Source organism: Bradyrhizobium sp. 4, assembly GCF_023100905.1.
Taxonomy (GTDB): Bacteria; Pseudomonadota; Alphaproteobacteria; order Rhizobiales; family Xanthobacteraceae; genus Bradyrhizobium.
The window spans coordinates 58,151-81,812 of sequence record NZ_CP064687.1 but is presented as its reverse complement, the minus strand read 5'-3'; the positions used below and the strand labels follow the sequence as shown (position 1 = coordinate 81,812).

The 23,662-nt window shown below is 61.2% G+C and carries 18 protein-coding genes and 2 pseudogenes; 14 read left to right on the top strand and 6 right to left on the bottom strand.

Annotation, left to right across the window (positions count from 1 at the left end; genetic code table 11):
• Positions 1 to 13 precede the first annotated feature (13 nt).
• Together IVB45_RS37740 and nadC are read left to right on the top strand one after the other, a co-directional pair.
• Entirely contained in the window at positions 14 to 1,615 is a 1,602-nt protein-coding gene (locus IVB45_RS37740) for an L-aspartate oxidase (protein ID WP_247807640.1), read from the top strand.
• 11 nt (positions 1,616 to 1,626) lie between these two features.
• Positions 1,627 to 2,505 (top strand): carboxylating nicotinate-nucleotide diphosphorylase, encoded by an 879-nt coding sequence (nadC, locus tag IVB45_RS37735; RefSeq protein ID WP_247282206.1) that lies wholly within the window; start codon positions 1,627 to 1,629, stop codon positions 2,503 to 2,505.
• Positions 2,506 to 2,695: 190 nt separating this feature from the next.
• Here the strand turns inward: nadC and IVB45_RS37730 are convergent.
• The 3 genes and pseudogenes from IVB45_RS37730 to IVB45_RS37720 form a co-directional block, all read right to left on the bottom strand.
• Positions 2,696 to 2,926 (bottom strand): annotated as a pseudogene (locus IVB45_RS37730) (cell wall hydrolase); the annotation flags it as partial.
• A gap of 921 nt (positions 2,927 to 3,847) precedes the next feature.
• Positions 3,848 to 5,026 (bottom strand): RHE_PE00001 family protein, encoded by a 1,179-nt coding sequence (locus IVB45_RS37725; protein WP_247357291.1) that lies wholly within the window; start codon positions 5,024 to 5,026, stop codon positions 3,848 to 3,850.
• 364 nt (positions 5,027 to 5,390) lie between these two features.
• Entirely contained in the window at positions 5,391 to 5,798 is a 408-nt protein-coding gene (locus IVB45_RS37720; RefSeq protein ID WP_247282207.1) for a hypothetical protein, read from the bottom strand.
• Between the two features lie 1,519 nt (positions 5,799 to 7,317).
• On the opposite strand from IVB45_RS37720, the gene repA reads away from it, so the two are divergent.
• The 3 genes from repA (at position 7,318) to repC (ending at position 11,032) form a co-directional block, all read left to right on the top strand.
• A complete protein-coding gene (gene repA / locus IVB45_RS37715; protein ID WP_247357290.1) occupies positions 7,318 to 8,520 on the top strand; it encodes a plasmid partitioning protein RepA in 1,203 nt (400 codons plus the stop codon).
• A complete protein-coding gene (gene repB / locus IVB45_RS37710; RefSeq protein WP_247282208.1) occupies positions 8,520 to 9,536 on the top strand; it encodes a plasmid partitioning protein RepB in 1,017 nt (338 codons plus the stop codon). Before repA ends, repB begins: the two co-directional genes overlap by 1 nt.
• 263 nt (positions 9,537 to 9,799) lie before the next feature.
• Complete coding sequence (gene repC / locus IVB45_RS37705; RefSeq protein ID WP_247282209.1) at positions 9,800 to 11,032, top strand: plasmid replication protein RepC; 1,233 nt, start codon at positions 9,800 to 9,802, stop codon at positions 11,030 to 11,032.
• A 26-nt stretch (positions 11,033 to 11,058) separates the two neighbouring features.
• Here the strand turns inward: repC and IVB45_RS37700 are convergent, their stop codons facing one another.
• On the bottom strand, positions 11,059 to 11,229 hold the full coding sequence (locus IVB45_RS37700) for a hypothetical protein (protein ID WP_247282210.1): 171 nt from the start codon (positions 11,227 to 11,229) through the stop codon (positions 11,059 to 11,061).
• Between the two features lie 403 nt (positions 11,230 to 11,632).
• On the opposite strand from IVB45_RS37700, the gene IVB45_RS37695 reads away from it, so the two are divergent.
• The 5 genes and pseudogenes from IVB45_RS37695 (at position 11,633) to IVB45_RS37675 (ending at position 15,967) form a co-directional block, all read left to right on the top strand.
• The gene (locus IVB45_RS37695) at positions 11,633 to 11,860 is read left to right on the top strand and encodes a hypothetical protein (RefSeq protein ID WP_247282211.1); all 228 of its coding nucleotides are present in this window, start codon (positions 11,633 to 11,635) and stop codon (positions 11,858 to 11,860) included.
• Positions 11,861 to 12,175: 315 nt separating this feature from the next.
• On the top strand, positions 12,176 to 12,742 hold the full coding sequence (locus tag IVB45_RS37690; RefSeq protein ID WP_247357286.1) for a hypothetical protein: 567 nt from the start codon (positions 12,176 to 12,178) through the stop codon (positions 12,740 to 12,742).
• A complete protein-coding gene (locus IVB45_RS37685; RefSeq protein ID WP_247357285.1) occupies positions 12,739 to 13,476 on the top strand; it encodes a hypothetical protein in 738 nt (245 codons plus the stop codon). Before IVB45_RS37690 ends, IVB45_RS37685 begins: the two co-directional genes overlap by 4 nt.
• A 266-nt stretch (positions 13,477 to 13,742) precedes the next feature.
• Positions 13,743 to 14,144 (top strand): annotated as a pseudogene (locus IVB45_RS37680) (DNA-binding protein); the annotation flags it as partial.
• A gap of 266 nt (positions 14,145 to 14,410) precedes the next feature.
• Positions 14,411 to 15,967 carry a porin gene (locus IVB45_RS37675; protein ID WP_247357284.1) on the top strand — a complete coding sequence of 519 codons (1,557 nt, stop codon included), beginning with the start codon at positions 14,411 to 14,413 and terminating at the stop codon, positions 15,965 to 15,967.
• 270 nt (positions 15,968 to 16,237) lie between these two features.
• Here IVB45_RS37675 and IVB45_RS37670 read toward each other — a convergent pair whose 3' ends face one another.
• Positions 16,238 to 17,146: a LysR family transcriptional regulator gene (locus IVB45_RS37670; RefSeq protein WP_247357283.1), complete on the bottom strand. Its 909-nt coding sequence runs from the start codon at positions 17,144 to 17,146 to the stop codon at positions 16,238 to 16,240.
• A 344-nt stretch (positions 17,147 to 17,490) separates the two neighbouring features.
• Positions 17,491 to 18,363: an isocitrate lyase/phosphoenolpyruvate mutase family protein gene (locus IVB45_RS37665; protein WP_247357282.1), complete on the bottom strand. Its 873-nt coding sequence runs from the start codon at positions 18,361 to 18,363 to the stop codon at positions 17,491 to 17,493.
• A 665-nt stretch (positions 18,364 to 19,028) separates the two neighbouring features.
• Here IVB45_RS37665 and IVB45_RS37660 point away from each other — a divergent pair.
• From IVB45_RS37660 to IVB45_RS37645, 4 genes are all read left to right on the top strand, one after another.
• Entirely contained in the window at positions 19,029 to 20,609 is a 1,581-nt protein-coding gene (locus IVB45_RS37660; protein ID WP_247357281.1) for an ABC transporter substrate-binding protein, read from the top strand.
• Positions 20,610 to 20,737: 128 nt separating this feature from the next.
• A complete protein-coding gene (locus IVB45_RS37655) occupies positions 20,738 to 21,724 on the top strand; it encodes an ABC transporter ATP-binding protein (protein WP_247357280.1) in 987 nt (328 codons plus the stop codon).
• Positions 21,721 to 22,719 (top strand): oligopeptide/dipeptide ABC transporter ATP-binding protein, encoded by a 999-nt coding sequence (locus tag IVB45_RS37650; protein ID WP_247357279.1) that lies wholly within the window; start codon positions 21,721 to 21,723, stop codon positions 22,717 to 22,719. The genes IVB45_RS37655 and IVB45_RS37650 overlap by 4 nt, the downstream gene beginning before the upstream one ends.
• Positions 22,719 to 23,654 (top strand): ABC transporter permease, encoded by a 936-nt coding sequence (locus IVB45_RS37645; RefSeq protein ID WP_247342512.1) that lies wholly within the window; start codon positions 22,719 to 22,721, stop codon positions 23,652 to 23,654. Before IVB45_RS37650 ends, IVB45_RS37645 begins: the two co-directional genes overlap by 1 nt.
• The last annotated feature ends 8 nt before the right edge of the window (positions 23,655 to 23,662 follow it).

The following is a 23,662-nucleotide window of genomic DNA, read 5'->3' as shown; positions in this document are numbered from 1 at the left end:
AATGGAGACAGCCATGCACAACACCATCCACACCCTCACCCGCTCCGACGACGTCGTCATCGTCGGCGGCGGACTTGCCGGATTGTTCTGCGCGCTCAAACTCGCGCCGCGGCCCGTGACATTGATCTCGGCCGCGCCGCTCGGACTGGGCGCGTCGTCCGCATGGGCGCAAGGCGGCATCGCCGCGGCGGTGGCTGAAGGCGATACGCCGGAAGCGCACGCCGCGGACACGGTTGCCGTCGGCGGCGGCATCGTCGACCAGGCGGTCGCACTGGGCATCGCGCGCGAGGCCGCGCCGCGGATTCACGACCTGCTCGCCTATGGCGTGCCGTTCGACCGCGATCTCGAAGGCAGGCTCGCAGTCGGGCGCGAAGCCGCACACTCGGCGCGGCGTATCGTGCATGTGCGTGGCGATGGCGCGGGCGCCGCCATCATCGCGGCGCTGAGCGATGCGGTGCGGCGCACGCCCTCGATCCGAGTGATCGAAGGCCTCGTCGCCGAAGCGCTGTTGACCGAGGACGGCGCCGTCACCGGTCTTCAATTGCGCGAAGCGGGCAATTTCGCCGCACATCCGATCCTGCTCGCCGCGCGCACGGTGGTGCTCGCCACCGGTGGCATCGGCCATCTCTATGCCGTCACCACCAATCCGCGCGAGGCTAGCGGATCCGGCCTTGCGATTGCTGCACGCGCAGGCGCGGTCATCGCGGATTCCGAGTTCGTGCAGTTTCACCCGACCGCCATCATGGTCGGCCGCGATCCCGCGCCGCTCGCCACGGAAGCGCTGCGCGGCGAAGGCGCGACACTAATCAACGGCCGTGGCGAGCGTTTCATGGCGGCGCGTCATCCGCTCGCCGAGCTTGCACCGCGCGACATCGTGGCCCGCGGCGTGTTCGCGGAGATCTCGGCCGGGCGCGGCGCCTTCCTCGATGCGCGGCAAGCGCTGGGCGCACGTTTTGCCGACAGATTCCCGACCGTTCATGCAAGCTGCATCGCCGCCGGCATCGATCCCGCCACGCAGGTCATCCCGATCGCACCGGCGGCGCACTATCACATGGGCGGCATCGCGGTCGACCATCGCGGACGCAGCTCGATCGAAGGGCTCTGGGCCGGCGGCGAAGTGTCGTCCACCGGCGCGCATGGCGCCAATCGCCTCGCCTCGAATTCTCTGCTGGAGGCCGTGGTCTACGCCGCGCGCATCGCCGACGACATCGCCGGCCGCGCGATTCCCTCGCCCGCCCACCTTTCGGACGTGGCGACGCCGCGGGGCGGCGCGCCGGATGCTGCGGCCGTGAAGCGGCTGCGGACGCTGATGAGCGCGCATGTCGGCGTGATCCGCGATGGTGACGGGCTCGCGGAAGCCGTTCGCAGCTTCGCCGCGCTCGAACGTGAGGCCACGAGCATCGCGGTCCGCAACATGGCAACGGCAGCCCTGCTCGTGGCGGCGTCGGCCTGGAGCCGATGCGAGAGCCGCGGCGCGCATTTCCGCTCCGACCATTCCGCGGACGTTCCCGCACTCGCGCAACGCACCATGACTACGCTCACAGTAGTGCGCGAATTCGCGGACGGTCTGACCGAACGCCCGACACCGCGAGCCGCGCAACCCATGATCGCCTGACGGAGTCTGCCATGATCACCCCGACCTCTCTGCTCTATCCCGACGCCTTTCTCTCCCCGCTCGCGCTCGACGAGGCCGTGCTACGCGCGCTCGATGAGGATCTCGGCCGTGCCGGCGACATCACCTCGCTTGCGACGATCCCCGAAGCAACGAAGGCGCAAGCAATCCTGGTCGCACGGCAGTCCGGCGTGATCGCCGGCTTGCCGCTGGCGCTCGCCACCTTGCAAAAGCTTTCGCCCGACATCGAGATACGCGCACATGTTCGCGACGCCGCGCGCGTCGCCCGCGGGCAGCAGGTGCTGACGATCTCGGGGCCGGCACGTGCCATCCTTACGGCGGAGCGGACCGCGCTGAATTTCGTCGGCCGCCTGTCGGGCGTTGCAACACTCACCGCAGACTACGTTGCGCGCACCGAAGGCACCAGGATGCGGGTCTGCTGCACGCGAAAAACCACCCCTGGACTGCGCGCCTTGGAGAAATACGCGGTACGCTGCGGCGGCGGCTTCAATCACCGCTTCGGCCTCGACGACGCGATCCTGATCAAGGACAACCACATCGCGGTCGCCGGCGGCATCCGCCCCGTGCTGGAGCGCGCCCGCGCCCATGCCGGCCATCTCGTCAAGATCGAGATCGAGGTCGACACGCTCACGCAATTGCGCGAGGTGCTCGACACCGGCCTTGCCGACGCCGTGCTGCTCGACAACATGGACATTGCGACGCTGCGCGAAGCCGTCAGGCTCAACGAGGGACGCCTCAAACTGGAGGCATCCGGCGGTGTCACCCTGGATTCGATCGCAGCCATCGCGGCCACCGGCGTCGACTACGCCTCAGCCGGCGCACTGACGCATTCAGCGCCGAATTTCGACTGTGCGCTGGATATCGAGGCCTGAGGAGGTCTACTCCCTCTCCCCGTTCCTACGGGGCCGCAACGAGATTTGCTCGCGCCGAGAGGACTGGGGTGAGGGGCATCTCTCCACGTATTCGGCTGTCGAAAGACCTGTACCCCCTCGCCCGCATCGCAAGAGCGATCTTACGTCTCCCCGCAAGCGGGGAGACGTAAGAAAGGTTACCGCGGTTCGCTCACGCCATCTCGGCCGAGCTCTTCGCTTCCTCGGCGAGTTCGGGGGGGAGAGTGCGGCGGTCTGCGCGGGATGCCCCAGTTTGGTTCCTCGCTGGCGTCGCCCCAGGCGCAAGGCCGGTAGAAGGTGTGGACGGCGCTCGTGTCATCTTCTTCATCTCGGCCAGCCAGGACGGACGCACCCACTAGGCGTGGTAGTGCGTCGACTTGCCGACCTCGGGCAGCCAGATCTGGTCACCAGCATCGCCTTCCAGAGTTTCTGGCGTGCTTCCGCCTGCTTCAGCGGTTCGAGCGGCTGAATCGTCAGCGAGCGCGCAGCGTCTCGGGCCTGGGACCGATTGGGGATTGCGAGCGGCGGCGCGCGAACGGCTGAGGCGCCAGCGGAGAGGCGGTGTGCTACTGCCGGTCTCTGGCGTTGATGCGAAGATGCAGAGACCAGTGCCGAAGGACGCGAACCGCGCGCCCTTCGGACGGGTATGCAAATACACAAGTCGCTACGCGCACGCTACGCGCACGCTACGCTTACGCTAGAAAAATCGAACCGCAGTACATCCGTGCGATTCGAGTCTTCTCGTGAGTATCTAATTTAGGTTGCTGGGGCGTTAATCGGCGTTGCGCGTGCAGCGCACGCAAGCGAACACAGGTGGTTCCACGCAGTGACCGCGTGCACTGGTAAACGCCGCTCATGGTAACGATAAACATCCGGTCAACGTGAGTGGTCAGAAGCCCTGCACGCCCGTATCATAAGGGGACTCGCTGTGTTTCCCACTGTCTCACCATTGTGGTGCGGCCACTCCCTCGACCTCGCATCGGTGTTCGCCAGGAATTTATGAAGGGTACCCGGAAGCCCGATCGTGACCGGCAGGCCCTTCATGATCTCGAAGAAGCACCACGAAGTCGGCATGTGCCGCCGCGGGTCCGAAGCATCTATAGCTTGCCTGCTCGACCGTAAACTCGGTGTCCTGCATGTCGCGCTAGTGCTTCTCGAGCTCGTGTGGATCCGCGTCAACTCTTTCAATAGCCTGCGGCAGCGGCGATCCATCGACGCGTTGTGGGATCCCGTTTTCCGTGCTGCCTCACTGATGTTCTGCGGCGCACGAACGCTCGCCCATTACGCTCTTTGCACGGAATTCACGTTGCTTGCGGCTCGCGCTCTACAGGATGCCCCACGCGCGATAGCGTCCCCGGCCAGTCGTCTCGCGAAGGTCGAGTTCGGCGACGAGGTTTTGGGCCGCACGGGCCGTGATCCCAAGCTCCGCCGCGATCATGCCGGCCGAGACGATCGGCCGGGTCAGCACGTAGTCGAGGAGCGCCGGCAGTTTCGAAGTGGCGCGCCGGCCGGCGAGTTTTCGGGCGAGGAGGTTTCTGGTCATCAGCCAGCGGTCGTGGTCCTTTAGGCCGGCCTCGGCGGCGGCCGTCATCGCCTCGAGCTGCACAACCAGCCGCGCTGCGACGTCGCGTGCCCGCCGACGCTCACGCGAGATGCTTTTCAGCCCTCCATGCAGGCACAACAGATAGCAGCGTGTCTTGCCGCGGTCGCGCAACACGCTAGCTGCGAGCAGGCACCCTAGCCAAGGCGTGTGCTCGAGCGGTTCAATCGCGTCCCAGGCATCCGCGGCGATTGCAGCCGCCAGAGTCGGCGGCAAATTGCGGGTCTCATCGACGACGGCGCGCCAGTCGTCGAGGCGGCCGTCCTCGTCCCAGTCCGGATCGTAGACGAGCGAGTCCCGCTCTGGCCACGACCGAAGCTCGTCGGCGAGTCTGCGCTCCGCCTTGGCGTTGGCGGCGTCGACCGCGGCGAAGGCTGCGGCCAGATGGAGATCGGTGTTCATGACGCCAAGCGGTCCGTCGAAACCCACCGCGTCCCGCTCTGCGTCCTCGTTGAGCCCGAGACGTTCCTCGACCTCCTCTCGCTCGCGCCGGCCCCGAAGGTCAGCCAGTCCGGAAACCGACAGCGCCCAATTGGGCTTCGCGTCGGCAATGCGCCGACGGGCACGCAGCACGGCGTGAGCCCGGGTCAGCTCGTGGGTGGGGGCGCGGACGTCCATGCCGGCGTCGTGGAGCACGAGGTCATCGAGGTGGACAAGTTCGCCGTCAAGCCACAGAGTGGCGCAAGCCTCGGCGAAGTGCATTCGGCTGATCGCACCGTCACGGATTGGGCTTTTGGCCAGTCGCTCGTCGAGGCGGGCGACAGCATCCTCGGCCGCGGCAAGCGGCCCCGCGAGCTGAGCCCAAGGCAGTGGATCGGCGATTTTGTAGCCGGAAGACAAGGCCTTGATAACCTTAAGAGGAAATGGCGAAACGGAACCTAACACACCTTTATGTTCCGTCATAGCGAGGCCTGTTCCCGCTCTCCTCTTGCTATCGATAAGCACGCCTTATCGATGGGGTGCCGCCGCAGTGCGATCAGCACGCGCAGCGCTGCAAATCACCAGCGCCAAGCTTCAGATCAACCACAAATCGCCACTCGTGCCAACCCTGCCCTGTTCCGGACCAGCCGCTCCGGTGACTGTCCCCTCCCCGGCAAAGCAGGCGCCCTCGAAAATCAGGCTGCGCGGAATGCAAGGTGAAGCGTAGGTAAAAACAGGTCCGGAAATTGACGCCCGCCGGACCGCCCTTGCCCAAAGCGAGAAAGGCGTCGAGCGAGCCGTGCGGTCTCAAGCTGCACCGGCACTGCGGCAATGAGGATCAGGCTACCTAATCTTCGAGCGCCTCCGCGGTGGCGCTGACCGAAAGATTTGTGCTGCCACGGCAACCGCCCTCCCCAGGGCCTGCGGCGACGTCAGACGCGTTCCGATTTCCTGCAGGCGAGCCAAAAGCTCGCGTGCCTCGTCTCAGTCGCTGATGAGCGCGATGAAGGGCGATGCGCCGATGAATCTCGTCATACGGGCCGTCGCGAAATCGTTTGGTGGGCTGTCCGCCGAGGAGTTGCCCCCTATGGCGCAGATCCGGGCAGAACTGGACGCCGCGGTCGAGGAAAAACGATGTCGGCTCGATCTCGAGCTCATGAGCGCGTGCCGATGCACTGTTCGGGTGAGGCGGACCTTTTTCCACCACCGTCAATTCCCGCGCCATCGCCTCGGTCTGTGAATTCTCGATATGCACGGCTATGGCATGCTCCTCTAGACGCAACTATCCCTAGGTGATTTCGATACAGGGAATACGGGAGCAGGCCGCGTTAGTAGGACCGCCAAGGTCGCTGGCCTTCCAGTGACGGGCGGCCTCAGGTCGACGTGCGGCTCTTTATGGTGCTGACTGGAACTTTATGGTTAACGGCTGATAAACGCCTCCCCTATTCCTCCGTCCTTTCCGCTCCCCTACCCTGCCCTTTCCGTCTCCGGACACGAGGCGCGCTTTGTTTCCATTGTTGCCGCCCTAGCTGACCTCGATCCGTCCCGGACGACCACAACCTCGTCGATGCCCTCGCCCGCGCTTGCGTGGTTTCAAGACAACCGATCCGAGACCCGCTCGGGTAAACCCTCGGCGCGGTGCGACCTGGATGCTGGAAGGCGCCAAGGAGGCGGAGCTGAGGAAGCCTCCGCCGACTACATCTGCATTCGCCCTCGGCTGCGAGCGGGAAATGGGCTGCACCGCCGTTGATCCGCATTGTGGCCCGTTCCGCGAAGATGAAGAGATGCCGTTCCTTCCGAACTGGATTGGCCGAGACCGGTTTCGGCGACACTGATCGCCCGACCGGCTCCGGTCTACCTCTTGCCCGTCGCGCCGCCATCCCTGCTGCTTTCTTAGTCCCGCCAGTCGCGTGGAGCGTGGGACCCAGCAACCCGGGATGGCACGGCGGGTGATCCGCATAGGACACCCGCGAGGGATAACAGGTCCTCAACCCCGTGCCTAAGCTCGAACGCCTGCCGCGCGAGGTCCACTGCTTCCGGGGTGTTGTGCCGCTTGGGAGCCGACCGTCCGCCAAAGCCCTTGATCGTCACGCTATGCGGGCTGACGTCGCGGTCGTGCTGTGCGAGCGCGACATGTTCGCAGCCGATGATCATGCGGCTTCGAGGGTGGAACGGCGGCTGGGAGCGCGCCGGCTTTAGCGGTGAAAGAGGGCACTTTCCCTCGCTGCAGCGCTGGCCGAGTCGGCTCGCCATTCCAAGCCGGCACGTGACGAATCGGTGCAAACGCAAGCGCCCGCATCTGGTGATCCGCTGGACGACTTGCTCGTGACGGGTCGCGGGACTCTCGACCTGCCATCCTTCCGACCTGCCATCCTTCGCGTCTGCACGGTCTCGGCGCGGGCGCCGCGCAGCGGATGTTGCGGTTGCGGCTGAGCGGAGCGCGCCAGGGCTCAACGCTGAATTTTGATCCGAATGGGGCGGTGATAGAGTTCGAGCGCGAGTCGATTGTGGGAACTGCGTCGGAGAAAGTTGACCGCGGTCAACTTCTGTTTAGAGCGGCGCCTTCGCAGCAGCCGCGCAGGCTACGTGCCGAGAGTTGACCGCGGTCAACTTTAGACCACCCGTGGGCCGATTCGGACCGTTAAGGATTGGTTTACCCTTTAACTGTTGCGAGACCGGCCAGAATCGGGCGTAATAGCCACGCTTTGCGCATGCCGTGTACCCGAAATTCGTAACTACGCGAGAAAGCCGTGGCCCTGAACGACCAACAAGCGATGGCGTCAATCACGCCTGGCGCGCCGCAGGCGATCCACGACACGATCGCGGCAGACGCGCGGGAACTGTCGGCGAAGCTGCACGCCCACCGAACGAAGCTGTTCCCGCCGAAAGCACGCAAGCATCTGCGCCGCTTTACGTCTGGCGAAGTCGCTAAGCTCGTCGGCATTAATGACGGCTACCTCCGCCAATTGTCGCTGGAGGGCAGGGGCCCTCAGCCGGACACCAGCCCATCGGGTCGAAGGTCGTACACATTCGACGATATTCAAAGTCTTCGTACTTATCTCGATGAATCCGGCAAGGGTGCGCGCCGATACCGACCGTATCGCGTCGCGGGCGAACAGTTGCAAGTCATTGGCGTCGTTAATTTCAAGGGAGGGTCGGGGAAGACCACCACGGCCGCGCATCTCGCCCAACATCTCACCTTGCAGGGCTATCGAGTGCTTGCGATCGATCTGGATCCGCAGGCCTCGCTCTCCGCGCTGCACGGCTACCAGCCAGAGTTTGACGTCGAGGAAAACGGAACTCTGTACGGCGCCATCCGCTACGACGACGCGCGTCGCGAACTGAATGAGATCATTCGGCAGACTTACTTTTCGGGGCTCGACATCGTTCCCGGCAACATCGAACTGATGGAATTCGAACATGAAACCCCGAAAGCGCTCGCTGCGCGCCAGTCGGGTGACCCGCTGTTCTTCGCCCGCGTTGCCCGTGCCCTCGCCACGGTTCAGGACCGCTACGATATTGTCGTGATCGATTGTCCGCCTCAACTCGGATTTCTCACGCTTTCTGCGCTCTGCGCAGCAACGGCAATTCTGATCCCTGTGCATCCGCAGATGCTCGATGTCATGTCGATGTGCCAATTTCTAATCATGACATCCGACCTCCTTGCCGTCGTGGCTAAAGCAGGCGGCAACATGAATTACGATTGGATGCGCTATCTCGTCACGCGTTATGAGCCCGGCGATGGACCGCAGGCCCAAATGGTCGGCTTTATGCGCTCGCTGTTTGGCGACCGCATGGTCACGAACATGATGCTGAAAAGTACGGCGATCTCGGACGCGGGCATCACGAAGCAAACGCTCTATGAGGTCAGCCGCGATCAGTTCACACGGGCTACCTACGACCGCGCCATGGAATCGCTGGACAGCGTCAATGGTGAAATCCAAAGCCTCATCCAGGCTGCGTGGGGGAGGGCCTAATGGGTCGAAAAAACCTGCTTGCGGACCTCATTGATGACAAGTTGACCGCGGTCAACGAACAACCGTCAGGTGAGCCCAGCGACAATCGCAGACCAACCCAGCCAACACTTGGGTCGCGCGGAGCGGTCGGCGCCATGAGCCGTTCACTCGAGATGCTGTCCGCGGAGCGCGATGCCGCCAAGGCCTTGACCGAGCAACTCACCACCGGTCAAACCGTCGTCGAGATCGCCCCAGATTTGATCGACGCCTCGATCGTTCCCGATCGTATGACGAGCGTGGACGAGAAGCACTCTGCCCTCGTTGAATCGATCCGCGCCAATGGGCAGTTGGTTCCCATCCTCCTTCGCCCGCATCCGTCCAGCCCGGGCCGGTTTCAGATTGCCTATGGCCATCGTCGCGTTCGTGCGCTCGCCGAACTTGGCCGCCCTGCGCGGGCCGTGGTCCGCGACCTTAGCGACGAAGACCTGGTGGTGGCACAAGGCAAGGAGAATGGTGAGCGGGAGGATCTGTCCTTTATTGAGCGGGCAACTTACGCCGCCGCGCTCGAGGATCGTGGATTCAAGCGCGAGATCATCATGGCGGCGCTCAGCGTCGACAAGACGGAGCTCTCCCGCCTCATCACGGTCGCGCGGGCCCTTCCCCGGAGCCTACTCGATGCAATCGGACCAGCGCCAAAAACCGGCCGCCGGCGCTGGATGGAGTTGGCGGAGCGGCTTGTAGGCCGCCACGACCAAAAGGTATTGGCCGACAGCGTTGCCAGCGATCGGTTTGTGCGCGCTACTTCCGATGAACGGTTCGCGATAACTATGGCCGCGCTGGCGCCCCGCAAGCCCAAAGTTGCACGGCCGACAACCTGGGCGGACGACGGAGGCAAAAAGATCGTGAAGATTGAACGTCGCGCAGATCGCATCACGCTAGCTGTAGATGAAAAGGCCGCGCCTGCGTTTGGAGACTTTGTTATTTCGCGGCTGCCGGAACTCTACCGGGCATTTCTCGATGGAGGCACCGATGAGTGACATCGGGCGTCTTGCCGCTTTGGATATGGCGCTGCCTGGACCTCACACGGTCGGGCGGCGCGATGCGTACCCGCGTTTCCGTCCTCTCACCGTAGGAGCATAGCGGAAAAGAAAAAAGGCCCCCGGAACGTCTCCGTCCGAAAGCCTTCTCTCGTCACGTTTGGCGACTGACAGAGAATCACTTTCACGAATCGCAGTCAAGCGTCTTTAGCGACGGCACCGTTTTGGTGAGCGGATTTTCTTTGCCCGCATGAGGCAAAGACATGCAGTCACACTCCCCAACGACGCCCTTTGGGCGGCGATCGCTGACGCTTGCCCATGTGGCAAGCCAGATGGTCGCAACCGAACGTCCGCCCGAAAAGATCGTCCATAAGTGGAAGATCTTCCACGCCATCTGCACGGCACGGCCGCGCCTTGGAGTGTCGGAGCGCTCGCTCTCGGTCTTGAACGCGCTCTTAACGTTCCATCCCGAGACCGCACTGACGGGGGCAGGCGATCTGATTGTCTTCCCGTCCAATCATCAACTCAGTCGGCGGGCGCACGGCATGCCAGCGTCAACGCTGCGACGTCACCTCTCTGTGCTGGTCGACGCGGGCCTGATCGTTCGGCGCGACAGTCCCAATGGCAAGCGGTATGCGCGGAAGGACAATGCCGGCGACATCGAGCTCGCGTTCGGCTTCGATCTGTCGCCGCTGGTCGTGCGCTCGGAGGAGTTCGAGAGCCTGGCGGCCGATATCGAAGCCGAGGCCCGCGCACTCAAGCTCGTACGAGAGCGCATCACCCTGTGCCGGCGCGACATCGCGAAGATGATTGCAACTGGCATCGAAGAAGCCGTTCCGACGCGAAGGGGAGGGCAGGGGCCTGCCGATTGGCAGGTTGTGCACGCTGCCTTCCGCGCGATCGTCGATCAGATTCCGCGCACGGCTACGCGCCAGGAGCTCGAGCCGATCGCCGACGAGTTGTCTCAGCTTGCCGATGACGTGCTCAATCTTCTGGAAGAACACATCAAATCCAAGAATCCGGGCGCCAATGAGTCCCACTCTGAGCGCCACATACAGACTTCAAATCCAGATACCCCAATTGATCTTGAACCTGTCTTCCGAGAAGGCAGGGCGGCGGGAGCTGAGCCCAAACCTCAACCGTCGCGAGTCGGGGAGGGGGCTTATCCGTTGGGAATGGTCCTGAGTGCGTGTCCCGACATCGTCGATTATGCGAAGGGTGGGGTTTCGAACTGGCGCGATTTCCTCGCTACCGCGGCCGTTGTGCGATCGATGCTGGGGATCAGTCCGAGCGCCTGGGAGGAGGCTCAAAAGGTTATGGGCGAGGTGCCCGCGGCCATCGTCGTCGCGTGTATCCTGCAGCGCGGGACGGCGATCAATTCCGCCGGCGGCTATCTGCGCGGTCTGACGCGAAAAGCCGAGGTCGGCGAGTTTTCGCTTGGCCCGATCCTGATGGCGCAGATCAATTCTCGCCGCCGAGACAAGCAGCGGGCGTGAGGCGATGAGGCGCCGCCCCCAAACCTTTACGTTTCTCGTGGATCGAAGAGGCCAGTCCAACCGGCTGCGGCGGTGTCGACGCAAAGCTGTTCGCAGAGATCGTCATGGCAAAACACCACCCGATCCTCACTCTGTTTTTCCAGCCTCGTCATGGAGGCGCCGCTGAGCAGCGGATGAACGCGGCGCGGTTCGCGCACGGGGGCCGATCCTTGGGGGCGCTAATCCCGTTGGATGGGAGATGGTCGAGCACGCCGTTCCGGGACAACAGACTTTCGCGTCTGGTGCAACTTAGACGGTCGCCTCCAACCGCAGCCGAGCAGCGACAGTCTTTTTGAGGAGCTTCTGGAGAGAGGCTAATGAAGAGACGAGATCGGTGCCGCGATCCATGGACCGTTCCGCTCGATGCGAGTGGGTGCGGTTTTCCTTCGACGGCCGGCAGTCAGGCCGGCAACGTTCTCAACCTCCTCCGGAGCACCAGTAGTATCGATCTACGTATAGCCTCGCAGAAGATCTCCAAGGCGAGGCAAGTACCTGCCTATCTTAAGCGGAACGATACGACGCCTCAAGGAACGCACTTTCTCTCCATCGGATAGGGCGGGATTGACCAGCAGCATCGTGCTTGGAATGACAGCCCTTTTTCAAATGGACATGTTCGAGGGAGGAGTGATCGATGCTGCGCCGCTGCACCAGGGCGCTGACCTCTTCCTGCCGCTGCTGGAGAAGTGGACAGCCATTGAAGACTATGAACCGGTCGACGGGCTAAACTTTGCCGAGGGATTGCGCGATTTGGATCCCAGGACGCGTTGTCGGCGATCGAGCGGAGATTGAAGCAGGTGCTTGGTTCGAATGATATCGATCTTCTAGATTCTGACACGGCAGCACACGTTGGGCATGCACGACGACGTTACGTGAAAGACAGCATCTTCTGCCGCTTTCATTTCTCGAGAGAGTGGTCGCCCGATGTTCCTACAACGGGGCATCCGGAGCCGTCTCTATGATAGCCGCGCACGGCACGCAAACCGCGCTAGATGTATTGCTGGAAATCCACACGGGCGCCACAACGCGGTACGTTCGATCTTGATCCGAAGACCCCTTGTGGTCTACTGTCCTTTGTCCTAGGACAGCGGACGAGAGCGAATCTGCATGAAAAGTCAAGACGTTGTTATATTGCTGAAGCTCGTGAGCCTTGAGCAGGCCAAAAATGAGGGCGACGCGCATCTTGTGGAGGCTGCGCATAACGATGACCCGTACTCAGTACGCAGCCTGGAGTTAGCCCTTGGTATCAGCAAGACAGAGGTCAATGCGTCGATCAACCGGAGCGTTTCGTCGGGACTTGCGGTCAAAGATCGGGAAACCGGCCAGGCAAAGCCCAACCGCCGCAATCTCTATAATTTCGTGGTGCACGGATTGAAGTTCGTTTTCCCGGCTAAACCGGGTGCGATGACCCGGGGCATCCCCACCGCCTTTGCGGCCGCCCCGCTTAAAAATCTTCTGATCAGCGCAGGAGAGTACATTTACGTCTGGCCGTACGCCAAAGGCAAGGACATGGGGCAGGCGGTAGACCCGCTGTTTAAAAGCGTACCCCAGGCCATTCAAAAAGACGATCGCCTGTACGAGTATCTGGCCCTTATCGATGGTGTCAGGCTTGGACATCAAAGGGAGGCTGGGCTCGCGGCCGAGCGTTTATCGGAAAGGCTTCTCAGAAAATGACCACCGTTAAAGGCCAATTGCTTCATATGTTGCAAACGGTCGCGCAGTCTTTGGGAGATGAACTGCGCGAGCGGCTGGTGTTTGTTGGCGGTTGCACAACAGCCCTTTTCATTACGGACGAGATCGTGCTCGAAGGCGTTCGGGCAACCGATGACGTGGATCTGATCGTTGATCTCGTCGGGCATGCGCAATGGGCTCAACGGCAAGACCAGTTGCGTCAGAAGGGGTTCGTGGAATCTCCGGAAGACGAGGTCATTTGCCGCATGCGGCTCGGCGACCTCAAAGTCGATTTCATGCCGGATGATGAAAGCATTCTCGGCTTTAGCAATCGCTGGTACGCCAAAGGCATCGAGACGCCGGTCACGTGTCACCTGAACGAGACATTGAACATCAAGCGCCTCACGCCGGAACTGTTCGTGGCGACAAAGTTGGAAGCATATCTCGGCCGCGGCAACGACGATCTCCTAGGCAGCAGTGACATCGAGGACATCCTTCTCGTCGTTGATGGGCGAGAGGAACTCGTGGCTGAAATCCAAAACGCAGACGATGATGTTCGCTGCTACATTGCAGAGAAGTTCAAAGCGCTCTTAGGTCATGAGGATTTTGATCATTTTCTCGACGGCAATATCAAGGGACCTGAAGGCCGGGTCGATATTGTACGAGAGCGCTTTGTCGCCATAAGCCAGAGCGATGCTGGCGAGCGAGAGGGGAATGGAGATCAATCGGCGCAGTGAGCAATGAAAGAGGACGCGCGATAACCGGGATTGCGGGGGATTCGGAGTGCGCGCCGATGCCGTGTTATGTCTCCTTCTCGACGGATCAACCTCTGCCCCAACAAGCGGTGACCTTGCCCGCCAGATTATCCGCGATGTCGTAGACTGGTGCGTCGCCACAGACGAAGCCGCAATGGCAGAAAGCCTCAGCCGGCAATTGCGCCGCACTCATCGCAGTTTATCTCGGCTATTTCCGCGGGACAGCGTGAGCTACGTGCTCGCCCAACGTGGTGAACCAACGCCTGCGACTCGCCTCGGTTTCGCCCGCGCTGCTCGAGGTCTATGCCGACGAGGGCATGTCGCTCGAGCAGTTGATGGCCTTCGCCGTCACCGCGGATCACGGCCGCCAGGAGCAGGTCTGGCAGACCATCTCCGGCTCTTGGCAGAAAGAGCCTTATCTGATCCGCCGCATGTTGACGGAGAAGTCGGCGCGCGCCTCCGACCGTCGCGCCATGTTTGTTGGCCTAGATGCCTACGAGGCGGCCGGTGGCGTGGTGCTGCGCAACCCGTTCCAGTCCGACGACGGCGGCTGGCTCGAGGACGTCGCTCTGCTCGACGGTCTGGTCGCTGAGAAGCGAAAGGCAGAGGCGGAAACGATCGCCACCGAAGGCTGGAAGTGGATCGAGCTCCCAGGGTGCGAAGCTCATCGGCCAGTACGACAGCTCAGCGCTTCGTCGCTGGGTGGCATCCGACCGCTCGCCTGGACCTGCGCAGCAACACGCGCTTAGCCCTACGTATCTTGCGGCCGAGAAGTCGATTGGATGACTCCAGTTCTCATGTGATCCATCGTGAAATCCGAACCTGCCATCGGATTACTTGATCTCCGTCACCAAACGATTGCGTCCCAACGATACTGCGTCGGCCGCACAAATCTGACCTCCAGTGGATAGGGACAATGACACTCTCAGAAACGAACTTTCGCTTACTTCGAACAATCAAGAATGTTGTTTTGACTCTTGCGTCGGCGTCTCTCGCGTCGAGTGGGGCACAAGCTGCTGACCTGCCAGTCAAAGCCAGAGCAGTGGAGTACGTGAAGGTTTGCTCACTGTACGGCGCTGGCTTCTACTACATCCCTGGCTCGGACACTTGCATCAAGCTTGGCGGATATCTGCGCGCTGACGTTGTCGCGAATAGCAACAGCGATTTTGACCCGGCCGCCAATGGCGTAGCGGGAGCACGCAACCGTCTAGGCAACAGCTACACTTGGCGCGCTCGTGAAGGACTGAGCATCGACACGCGCACCGCGACTGAGTACGGCCTCGTTCGCACCTATTTCTCGGGCGTGTTCACCTGGACGTCAGGCGGCTATACTGGCGCCGGCACGAGCGCCGTCAATGGGGCGACCGCTTACACAACGTCGACCGCTTCACAGGTCGCTGGTGGTTCGCTCGGCGTCTACTCCGCCTTCATTCAGTTCGCAGGCTTTACGATGGGTAAGGCCGTCTCACAGTTCTCGGCGCCCTGGACCAACTATCCAGGCAACGACTTCGATGATCTTCCGGGCGGCGGCGGATGGGTCACCGGCGTGAACCAGTTCACCTATACCGCTGACTTCGGACAAGGCATCACAGCCGCTTTCTCAGCCCAGGATCAGGTCGCCTACGGCACGACCAATATCTGGAATGTAAGTGGAGCAACGGCGGCCGCTCTCGCCACCGGTGCGTACGGTACTAACAACATCGGCGGTTCATCGTCTCCAGACCTCATCGCGATGGTTCGTATTGACCAGGCGTGGGGTCTCTTCCAGGCGTCGTTCGCGGCGCACGACAACCATGCTGGGTACTACGGTGGCGACGAAGCGACCGGGCATCCGGACGACAAGTGGGGCTGGGCTGCTGCTTTGGCCTTGTCAATCAAGAACATCCCGACCGGAGCCGGTGACACGATCAACGTGTCAGGCGCTTATACCAACGGCGCGACCCGCTACAACTTCAACGATTTGATGCCAACCACCTACGCGATGTACGGCGGCACGGGGCTGGCAGGTGCTTATCAGAGCGTCGGCCTGGCGGGCTTGTCTGACTCCGTGTTCGTTGCCGGTGCGGGCCAGGAGCTAACCAAGACGTACGGCTTCCATGCTGGTTACACCCACAACTGGGATCCTCATTGGAATAGTGCCATCTACGGCGGCTGGGGCGCCGTTCGGTATAACAGCGCAGCGAAGGGCTACATCTGCGGTGCATTCGTAGCCAACCTTGCGCTGTCGAGCGGCAATGCTGGCTGTAATCCTGATTTCAACTATGGGGTTGTCGGCGTCGTCACGCGCTGGACACCGGTCAAGAACCTGACCTTCACGGCAGATCTAGCCTACACCATGCTCGACCAAAAGTACACGAGCGGAAGTACAGTGACACTGCCTGTGCAGTCTGCGGTCGCCAAGCCGGCGGCTCTTTACGAATTGAAAGATCAGAGCACGCTGACCCTGCTCTTGCGGGCTCAGCGGAACTGGTGAGGCTCTGTCTAAACCAGCGGAAGGAGAAAAGAGGGCTCAAAAAACGAAGTTAACCTCCAAGGAGGCCTCCGGCATGCCCGCCGGGGGCCTTCTGCAAAATAGTATCTAAATCAGAGCTGAGCATACGGCGGCTTCAAACGGCGTTGAAGGACCCTTTTTCTTGGTCCAGACGAAGGGCCGAGCGTCGTCGTTGTGGGCTTTGCTCTCACGTTCAAGAAAAGCGGGTGCTAGGTGAGATATTCAGCAAGCTGGAATGCTGCTACGACAATCTTATGCCGTCTCCGCAAGGGCGGTCTTCTTACAAAGACGAACGAGCCACCGGCAAAAAGCGCGAGACATTTCGGGATTATCGCCTCGGTCGACAGCATAGGCGCGATACTGCATGCCGCTCGGAGTGCGCGATCGTGGAATCACATTGAGAGCTCCACCACGTACCAGGTCACTTACAATGATTTCGGGCGCGACGAGAAGACATTTGCCCGTCATCACCGCCGGCAGGGCCAGGTAATTGTGATCATATCGCGCTCCCGATTTTATATCCTTTGGGGTCAGGTTCATGGCCCGCAGCCATGTCGGCATTATGTCAGGCCGGGATGTGATGTTCAGGATGGGTACTGTGCGAACAACCGGGAGGCTCTTGCCATCGACGTGATTTGGTGAGCCCACACATACGAGTTGCTCGTTGTAGAGTTCCCAATCATCTGCCGGCTCGATGACGGAAAGATCCCGTGTGATCAAAATGTCGTAATCGTCGGACGACGTCGGTTGCGAAAGTGAGCTAATCACATCCACAACTACGCCGCCCATTTCATTAGAAAAAGCTTGGAGATTTGGAATCAGAAAGGCGTAAGCGAAAGTCGAGAGTGACGTGCGGACTACAATCCGATTGGTGTCTCGACGATTCCGGCGGCGCATTCTCTTAGCGGTGAAGCAAACGGTATCTAGCGGTTCTGCAACCGTGTTCGCAAAAAGCCGTCCGAATTCCGTCAATTCGCTACGCCGGCCGCGACGCTGCATGAGGTCACTGCCCAGATACTCCTGCAGCACGGCGAGGTAGCGGCTGACCGAACTCTGGGTCATTCGCAAGGCGCTAGCCGCGCGGGTTACGCTTCCCTCGCGCGCAATTGTGACGAATACCCGGATCGCATTGAGTGGCACTTCATCCGTTTCGGTAGCCATTTTGTGCTCCGGAATTTCGGGCATGCCCGTCAGTTCTCGCAGGAGGGCATTGCCAGAAATCAATCGTCCATCACATTATTCGATGATCGTAGCCGGGTTACTAGATACCAACTGCAGGTCGCGCGCGAAAGCGATTTCGCTCAGACGCGGTGCAATCCGTGCGAACGAGCTCACTTCTAGGTGCGCACATTGGTTTCCAAAGGCGCGACGAAATAGTGCCGTTAAATCGGCTGGCGTGATCGCTCTTTGCGCGGTAGGAGAGGGGCGTTTACAGCAATTGTCGAACAGCAAAAACTGCGCCCGAGCAGAGTTCAGACGCAATGACGCCGTCTTGGACAAGAGATCTAGCGAAGGAAGCGAGCTTCGGCCGCCTTGACGCTATCCACGTTCTGGAGGTCGAAAATCTCTTCGACCGGCAGAATATCCTTGTGGACGTTCTGGACGCCGCCATCGGCAATGATTCGGCGGAAGGTCTCTCTCATCGCAGTTGCAGCAGCGCGGATACCGTAATTGCCGTAGATTATTACGCGGATATTCCCGAGTGCTTTGACCCGCTCGGCGTCGAGATCCGGGTACGCGTTCGGAACGATCGCTAGCGGCACCGATCCGCCCCAGGCGCGCGAAAAGCTTTCGATCTCTGATGCATCCTTCTTTTTCGAATGGATTAGCACCATTTCGGCGCCGGCCTCTTCGTAAGCTTTTGCTCGTTGCAGAGCTTCCGTTTCGCCGAGACCCGCAATCAGGGCTTCGGTGCGGGCGATTACGAGAAAATTGGGGTCTCGTCTTGTCGCAACAGCGGCCTCGATCTTGCCCTGGAACTCCTCGATGCGGAGCAGTTCCTGGCGTCCGCCAGCCATAAGGCTTGTCACTTTCGGAAAGGTTTTGTCTTCGATTACCACAGCGCTGGCGCCAGCTCGCTCGTATTCGTGAACGGCGTGGATCACGTTGATTGCATTGCCATAACCGGTGTCAATGTCAGCGATGATCGGCAGCGTCGTGCGTCCAGCGATCGAGCGCAGCATGTCGAGATGCTGGGTCATCGAGATCAGGCTCATATCCGGCAGACCGTAAAGCGCGGAGAGTTCGAAGCCCGATGCCCATAAAGCATCGAACCCGGCCTCTTCGGCCAGCAGAGCCGAAAGAGGGCTATGGGCGGCCATGACATGGATGAGACCGGTCTCGTCCAGGCGAGTACGAAGGCGTTTGACGGAGGACATCGGAAAATCCTTCTTTCGCGGATACGGCTCGCCATCACTGGGCGCGGTCACCTCAGGCACTCTGATCGCGCAATTGGGCCGCGCCAGCGGTCATGATCTTAGCTTTTTGGGGGCCGGACGACATCTGAGTCGGTCTTAAACGAGAGACAAGAGTCAGCACCTAAGTGAAAAGCGGAAATCTTGCCGGTTTCTAATTGCTCTTAAGCGGGCCGACCAATGGTGTGATCGCATTCTTGCGATCTAATGATCAACCATCTCGATGATGGCGTCGTGTCTCGTTGCACCTCAGAGCTGGTCAAGAAGCTAGGGGGGACATCGTTTCCGCGCGACACTTGATCACTCGAGACCATGTTGGTTGCGCTAACAGTGAGAGCGCTGATGACGTTTTAGTTGGGCAGCGTCCTCAGCCCAACCGGGAGCGACCCAGTTCCGAGGAGGCACCGTTCTCTGCCCGGAAGCCTCATGTCATCTCATCTGCGCACGTGAACATCGACTTAGTCGATGAATGTCATCGCAGCGTAGCATTTCGCGGCTCTAACGTCGGACAGGTTTGGCAAACACGAGATCAGCGATCTTAGTTTTCGACCGCTGCGAGGATCTGTTGATCGCCGCAAGGTCAAGGCTATGCGTTCCGTACTGATTGAAGCGAATTCCGGGAGACGGTGATGACCCGCAGCCATCTGACACGGCGAGAGGCTTTGACTGGTGCGATCGCAGCAGGTTTGTTGCCGACCGCGAGCACCGCCTGGGCTGAGAGCGACGGCAAGAAACCAGCCCGGCGGCGATTAAGAGTTGGCATGTCGGGCTTTCCCCGCACGTTTGACCCAGTCATCGCAACCGACACCGCCATTCGGCGGATCATGCCACAGCTGTTTGAGAGCCTCATTGGCTTTGACCACGCCAATGGGATGGTGCTGCGGCCGGCATTGGCCGAACGTTGGGAGCGAGTTGATGCGCAGTCGCTGCGGCTGTTCCTGCGCAAAGGCGTGGCGTTCCACGACGGAAGCCCGCTGACTGCCGAAGATGTCGCCTTTAGCCTCGGGCCCGACCATCTCTTAGGACCGGGCCGCAGCGGAATGTCCGATGCGCTGCAGTCGCTGGACCGGATCGACAAAGTGGATGTCGTCGATCCCTATACGGTCATTGTCCACGCCAAAGGGAACGACGCACTGCTTGAGCAGCGTCTGGCTTCCTGGGGAGCGGAGATCGTCTGTAAGCGCGCGTTCACCGCCGCGGGCTCGTGGGAGCGCTGGACGGCAGCTCCAGTAGGGAGCGGCCCGTACAAGATCGTCAATCACAAGCTCGACATCCATGTCACGTTGACTGCGCACGATGCATATTGGGGCGGACGGCCACCATTTGAGGGCGTCGAATATCGCATTATTCCCGAGCTTTCCGCGCGCGTGAACGGCCTTCTTGCGAACGAGCTCGACCTCATCACTGACATCCCACCGGATCAATTCGAGCGTATCGAGAAGCGCGCCGATCTCCAGATCTCGGGCGGGCCAGTACAGAATATCCGCTCGCTCGTGCTCGACCAGAACGATCCAGTGCTGAAAGATGTGCGGATCCGCCGTGCGATGAGCCTTGCGCTCGATCGCAAGCTCTTGATCGAGAGCCTGTGGGCGAACCGTCTGCCGATTCCGAATGGCTATCAACTCGCGAGTTATGGCCAGGGCTACATCGAGGATTTCCCCGCGCTGCTTTATGATCCTGATAAGGCCAAGGAGCTGGTCGCTGCGGCGGGCTACAAAGGAGAGCCGATCATTTATCGGCTCCTCAACAACTACTACCCCAATCAGATCTCTGGCGCGCAAACCATGATCGAGATGTGGCGTGCAGTCGGCCTGAACGTCAAAATCGAGATGATGGAAAACTTTGCCCAAGTTCAGCGCCAGCCGGTGCGGGCGATCTTCGACACCTCCAACACGGCGTTGTTTCTGGATCATCTTGGCCATCCCTGGCGTGAATACGGCCCCAGCGGCGCCCTGCCGAAGTCGGTTGGGGTCTGGAAGAACGAGGAGTATTTCGCCTTGGGCGCGCAGCTCCAGGAGACCGCTGAGCCCGAGCAGCGCCGTCCAATCGTCCGCCGCATGCTCGAGATTATCAATGACGTCGATCCACCCTGTGTGATTTTGCATGTGTCCGGCCAGTTCTATGGCAAGCGGCGCGACGTACCCTGGTTGCCGGGGCTGACGCTCGATCTCAATTTCGGCCCATTCAACAGCGCCTTGATCCGGACCTGATTCAGGATGAATGACGCGTTCCTCCGCTTGCGCGCAGATCCACCACGTGGGCTGCCCGGCTCCCGCAATTCCTACGACGCCGCCCGCGAGGAGCAGCCGCGTCGACGCTGGCAGGACAGGGAGCTCAGATGACACCACTTCTTGAGATCACAGGGCTGCAGGTCGCTTTCGACCAGGTGCCGGTGCTGCGTGGAATAAATCTTAGTCTCCGCCGTGGCGAAGCGCTGGGCATGGTCGGCGAAAGTGGTTGCGGAAAGTCGGTGACCTGGCTTGCGGCGCTTGACCTCTTGGGGGCACGCGCCCGGACGGCAGGCAGCGTACGCTTTGCTGGCGAAGAGCTTCTCCATGCTCCCGCCCGTCATCTGGAACAGGTGCGTGGTCGCCGAATTGCAATGATCTTTCAGGATCCGACCAGCGCGCTCAATCCCGTGCGTACCGTGGGCGATCAGATCGGCGAAGCTCTGCAGCTCCATCGTGGGATGGACAGGCGCAGCGCGCTGAATGAAGCGCGTCGTCTGCTGGATCAGGTCGGCATTCCCGATGCGGCGCGACGGCTTGGCGGCTATCCGCACGAGTTTTCCGGTGGGCAGAATCAGCGGGTCATGATTGCCATGGCGCTTGCGGGACAGCCCGACATCCTCATCGCCGATGAACCCACCACCGCTTTGGACGTCACTATTCAGGCGCAGATCCTTGAGCTTCTGCAAGAGATCCAACGCGAAAGAGGCATGGCGCTGGTCCTGATCTCACATGATCTGGGCGTTGTCGCCGAGATCTGCGAGCGCGTGCTGGTGCTTTACGCCGGGCACATCATTGAAGAAGCACCCGCCGTGCGTCCGTTCGACCATCCCACTCATCCATATACACGCGGGCTTGTTGGGGCCCTCCCGAATCTGGACGGGCCTCGGCAGCGCCTCGCCGCCATTCCCGGTGTCGTTCCGAGCCCGGCGGACCTTCCGCCAGGATGTCCCTTCGCGCCACGCTGCGACCTGCGCACGGACCGGTGTGGCGAATGCACTGTCGAATTGACGTCTGTGGAGGATAATGCCGACCACAGAATTGCCTGCCTGCATGTCACCGGCCAGCGGTGCCAGGACGAGACCGTCGCCGCATGACGATGACGGTCGCACCGCTTCTTCAAGCCGATGGGCTTGTCCGACGATATTCCTTGCGCCAGGGCCTGTTTCGGGGCCACTCGACGGTCCACGCCGTCAATGGACTGTCGCTGTCTCTGGCCAGCGGCAAGACGCTCGGACTTGTTGGCGAATCGGGCTGCGGAAAATCCACCGCGGGCCGGCTTCTCATTGGCCTGGAACGACCGGATGCGGGCACCGTCAGCTTCGGCGGAGAAGAGTTGCCGCCGATGGGCGATATCCGTTGGCGGCATCTCAGGATGCGAATCCAAATGGTATTTCAGGACCCGCTGGGGGCGCTCGATCGCCGGCTGACGATCGGGGCGCAAATCGCAGAACCGCTCGAAATTCATCGGATCGGCAGCAAGTCCGAAAGAGCGGACCTGATCAATAGGCTCCTCGCTGACGTTGGCCTCAGAACCGATCACGGGGCGCGCTATCCTCATGAACTCTCAGGTGGCCAACGCCAGCGTGCGGTGTTGGCACGAGCACTCGCGACCGATCCGGACCTCATCGTGTGCGACGAGCCGGTGTCCGCGCTCGACGTCTCGATCCAGGCTCAAGTCGTCAATCTTCTGCGTGACCTGCAGGAGCGGCGGCACATGGCGATGATCTTCATCAGCCATGACCTGCGCGTCGTTCGGCAGATCAGTGATCGCATCGCCGTGATGTATCTCGGCTCGATCGTCGAAGAAGGCTCGCCCGATGCAGTTCTGCGCGCCCCCTTGCATCCGTATTCAAAAGCGCTGGTTTCTGCCGTACCCAGGCCTGGACGGCGTAGCGAGCGGACGATCCTGCAAGGTGATCCGCCCAATCCATCGGCGCGGCTCGCCGGCTGCGCCTTCCATCCACGTTGTCCGGCGGCTCTTCCGGCCTGCGCACGGATTGTGCCCGAGCTCACATCCGTAGGCGCAGGACGCAGGGTCGCTTGCCATTTGATCAACAGGGATGGTCTCCAAGTTGGGAGCGTCGCCTGATGACCCGCTTCATCATGACTCGGGTGGCTCGCGCCGTGCTCACCATAGCGATGGTAGTCACATTCGCCTTCGTGGTTCTGCGAGCCTCTGGCGATCCCGCTCGCGCGATGCTGTCGCCTGAAACGTCGGCCGATGCGGTCGAGGCGTTTCGCAAGGCTTGGGGGCTCGATGCACCACTCTGGGTCCAATACGTAAAATATCTTCTTGCGGTCGTCCACGGAGATCTCGGCCAATCCATGCGGGACGGGCGTACTGCCGCCACGGTTGTTGCCGAACGCATCCCGGTCACGCTGATGCTCACTGCTCCGGCACTCGCCCTCAATCTTCTCCTAGGCATTCCGGCCGGCATCTATGCAGCCCTCAAGCGCGACAGTTTCACGGACCGTCTGGTGATGATGGTGACGGTAGCGGGCTTCACCGTGCCATCATTCGTGCTCGGGCTCGTACTCGTGCTCGCCTTTGCGGTCGAGCTTCCCTGGTTTCCTTCAGGGGGCGCCGGCAGCGTGCGCCATATGGTCCTGCCGGTGGTCACGCTTGGCCTGGGCGGCGCGGCCGTTCTGGCTCGTTTCACCCGCAGCGCCATGCTCGAGGTGCTCGGGCAAGCCTATATCCGCACGGCGAGTGCCAAGGGTGTGCCATGGCGCAGAGTCGTGACGGGTCATGCCCTGCCCAATGCCGCCATACCAGTGTTGACCATCGTGGGTTTGATGGTAGGCAACTTAATCGCGGGGACGGTGCTCGTCGAAAGCGTCTTTTCCTGGCCGGGAATCGGCAGTCTGCTCGTCGTCTCCGTCGTAAGTCGCGATCTGGCTGTGGTCCAATGCATCTTGCTGCTGGTGGCAGCCGCCATGATCGCGACGAACCTCGCAGTCGATCTCCTTTACGGTATGTTCGATCCGCGTCTGCGCGATACGCGCTCTGCTGGAGGAGCGTAGATGGCGGA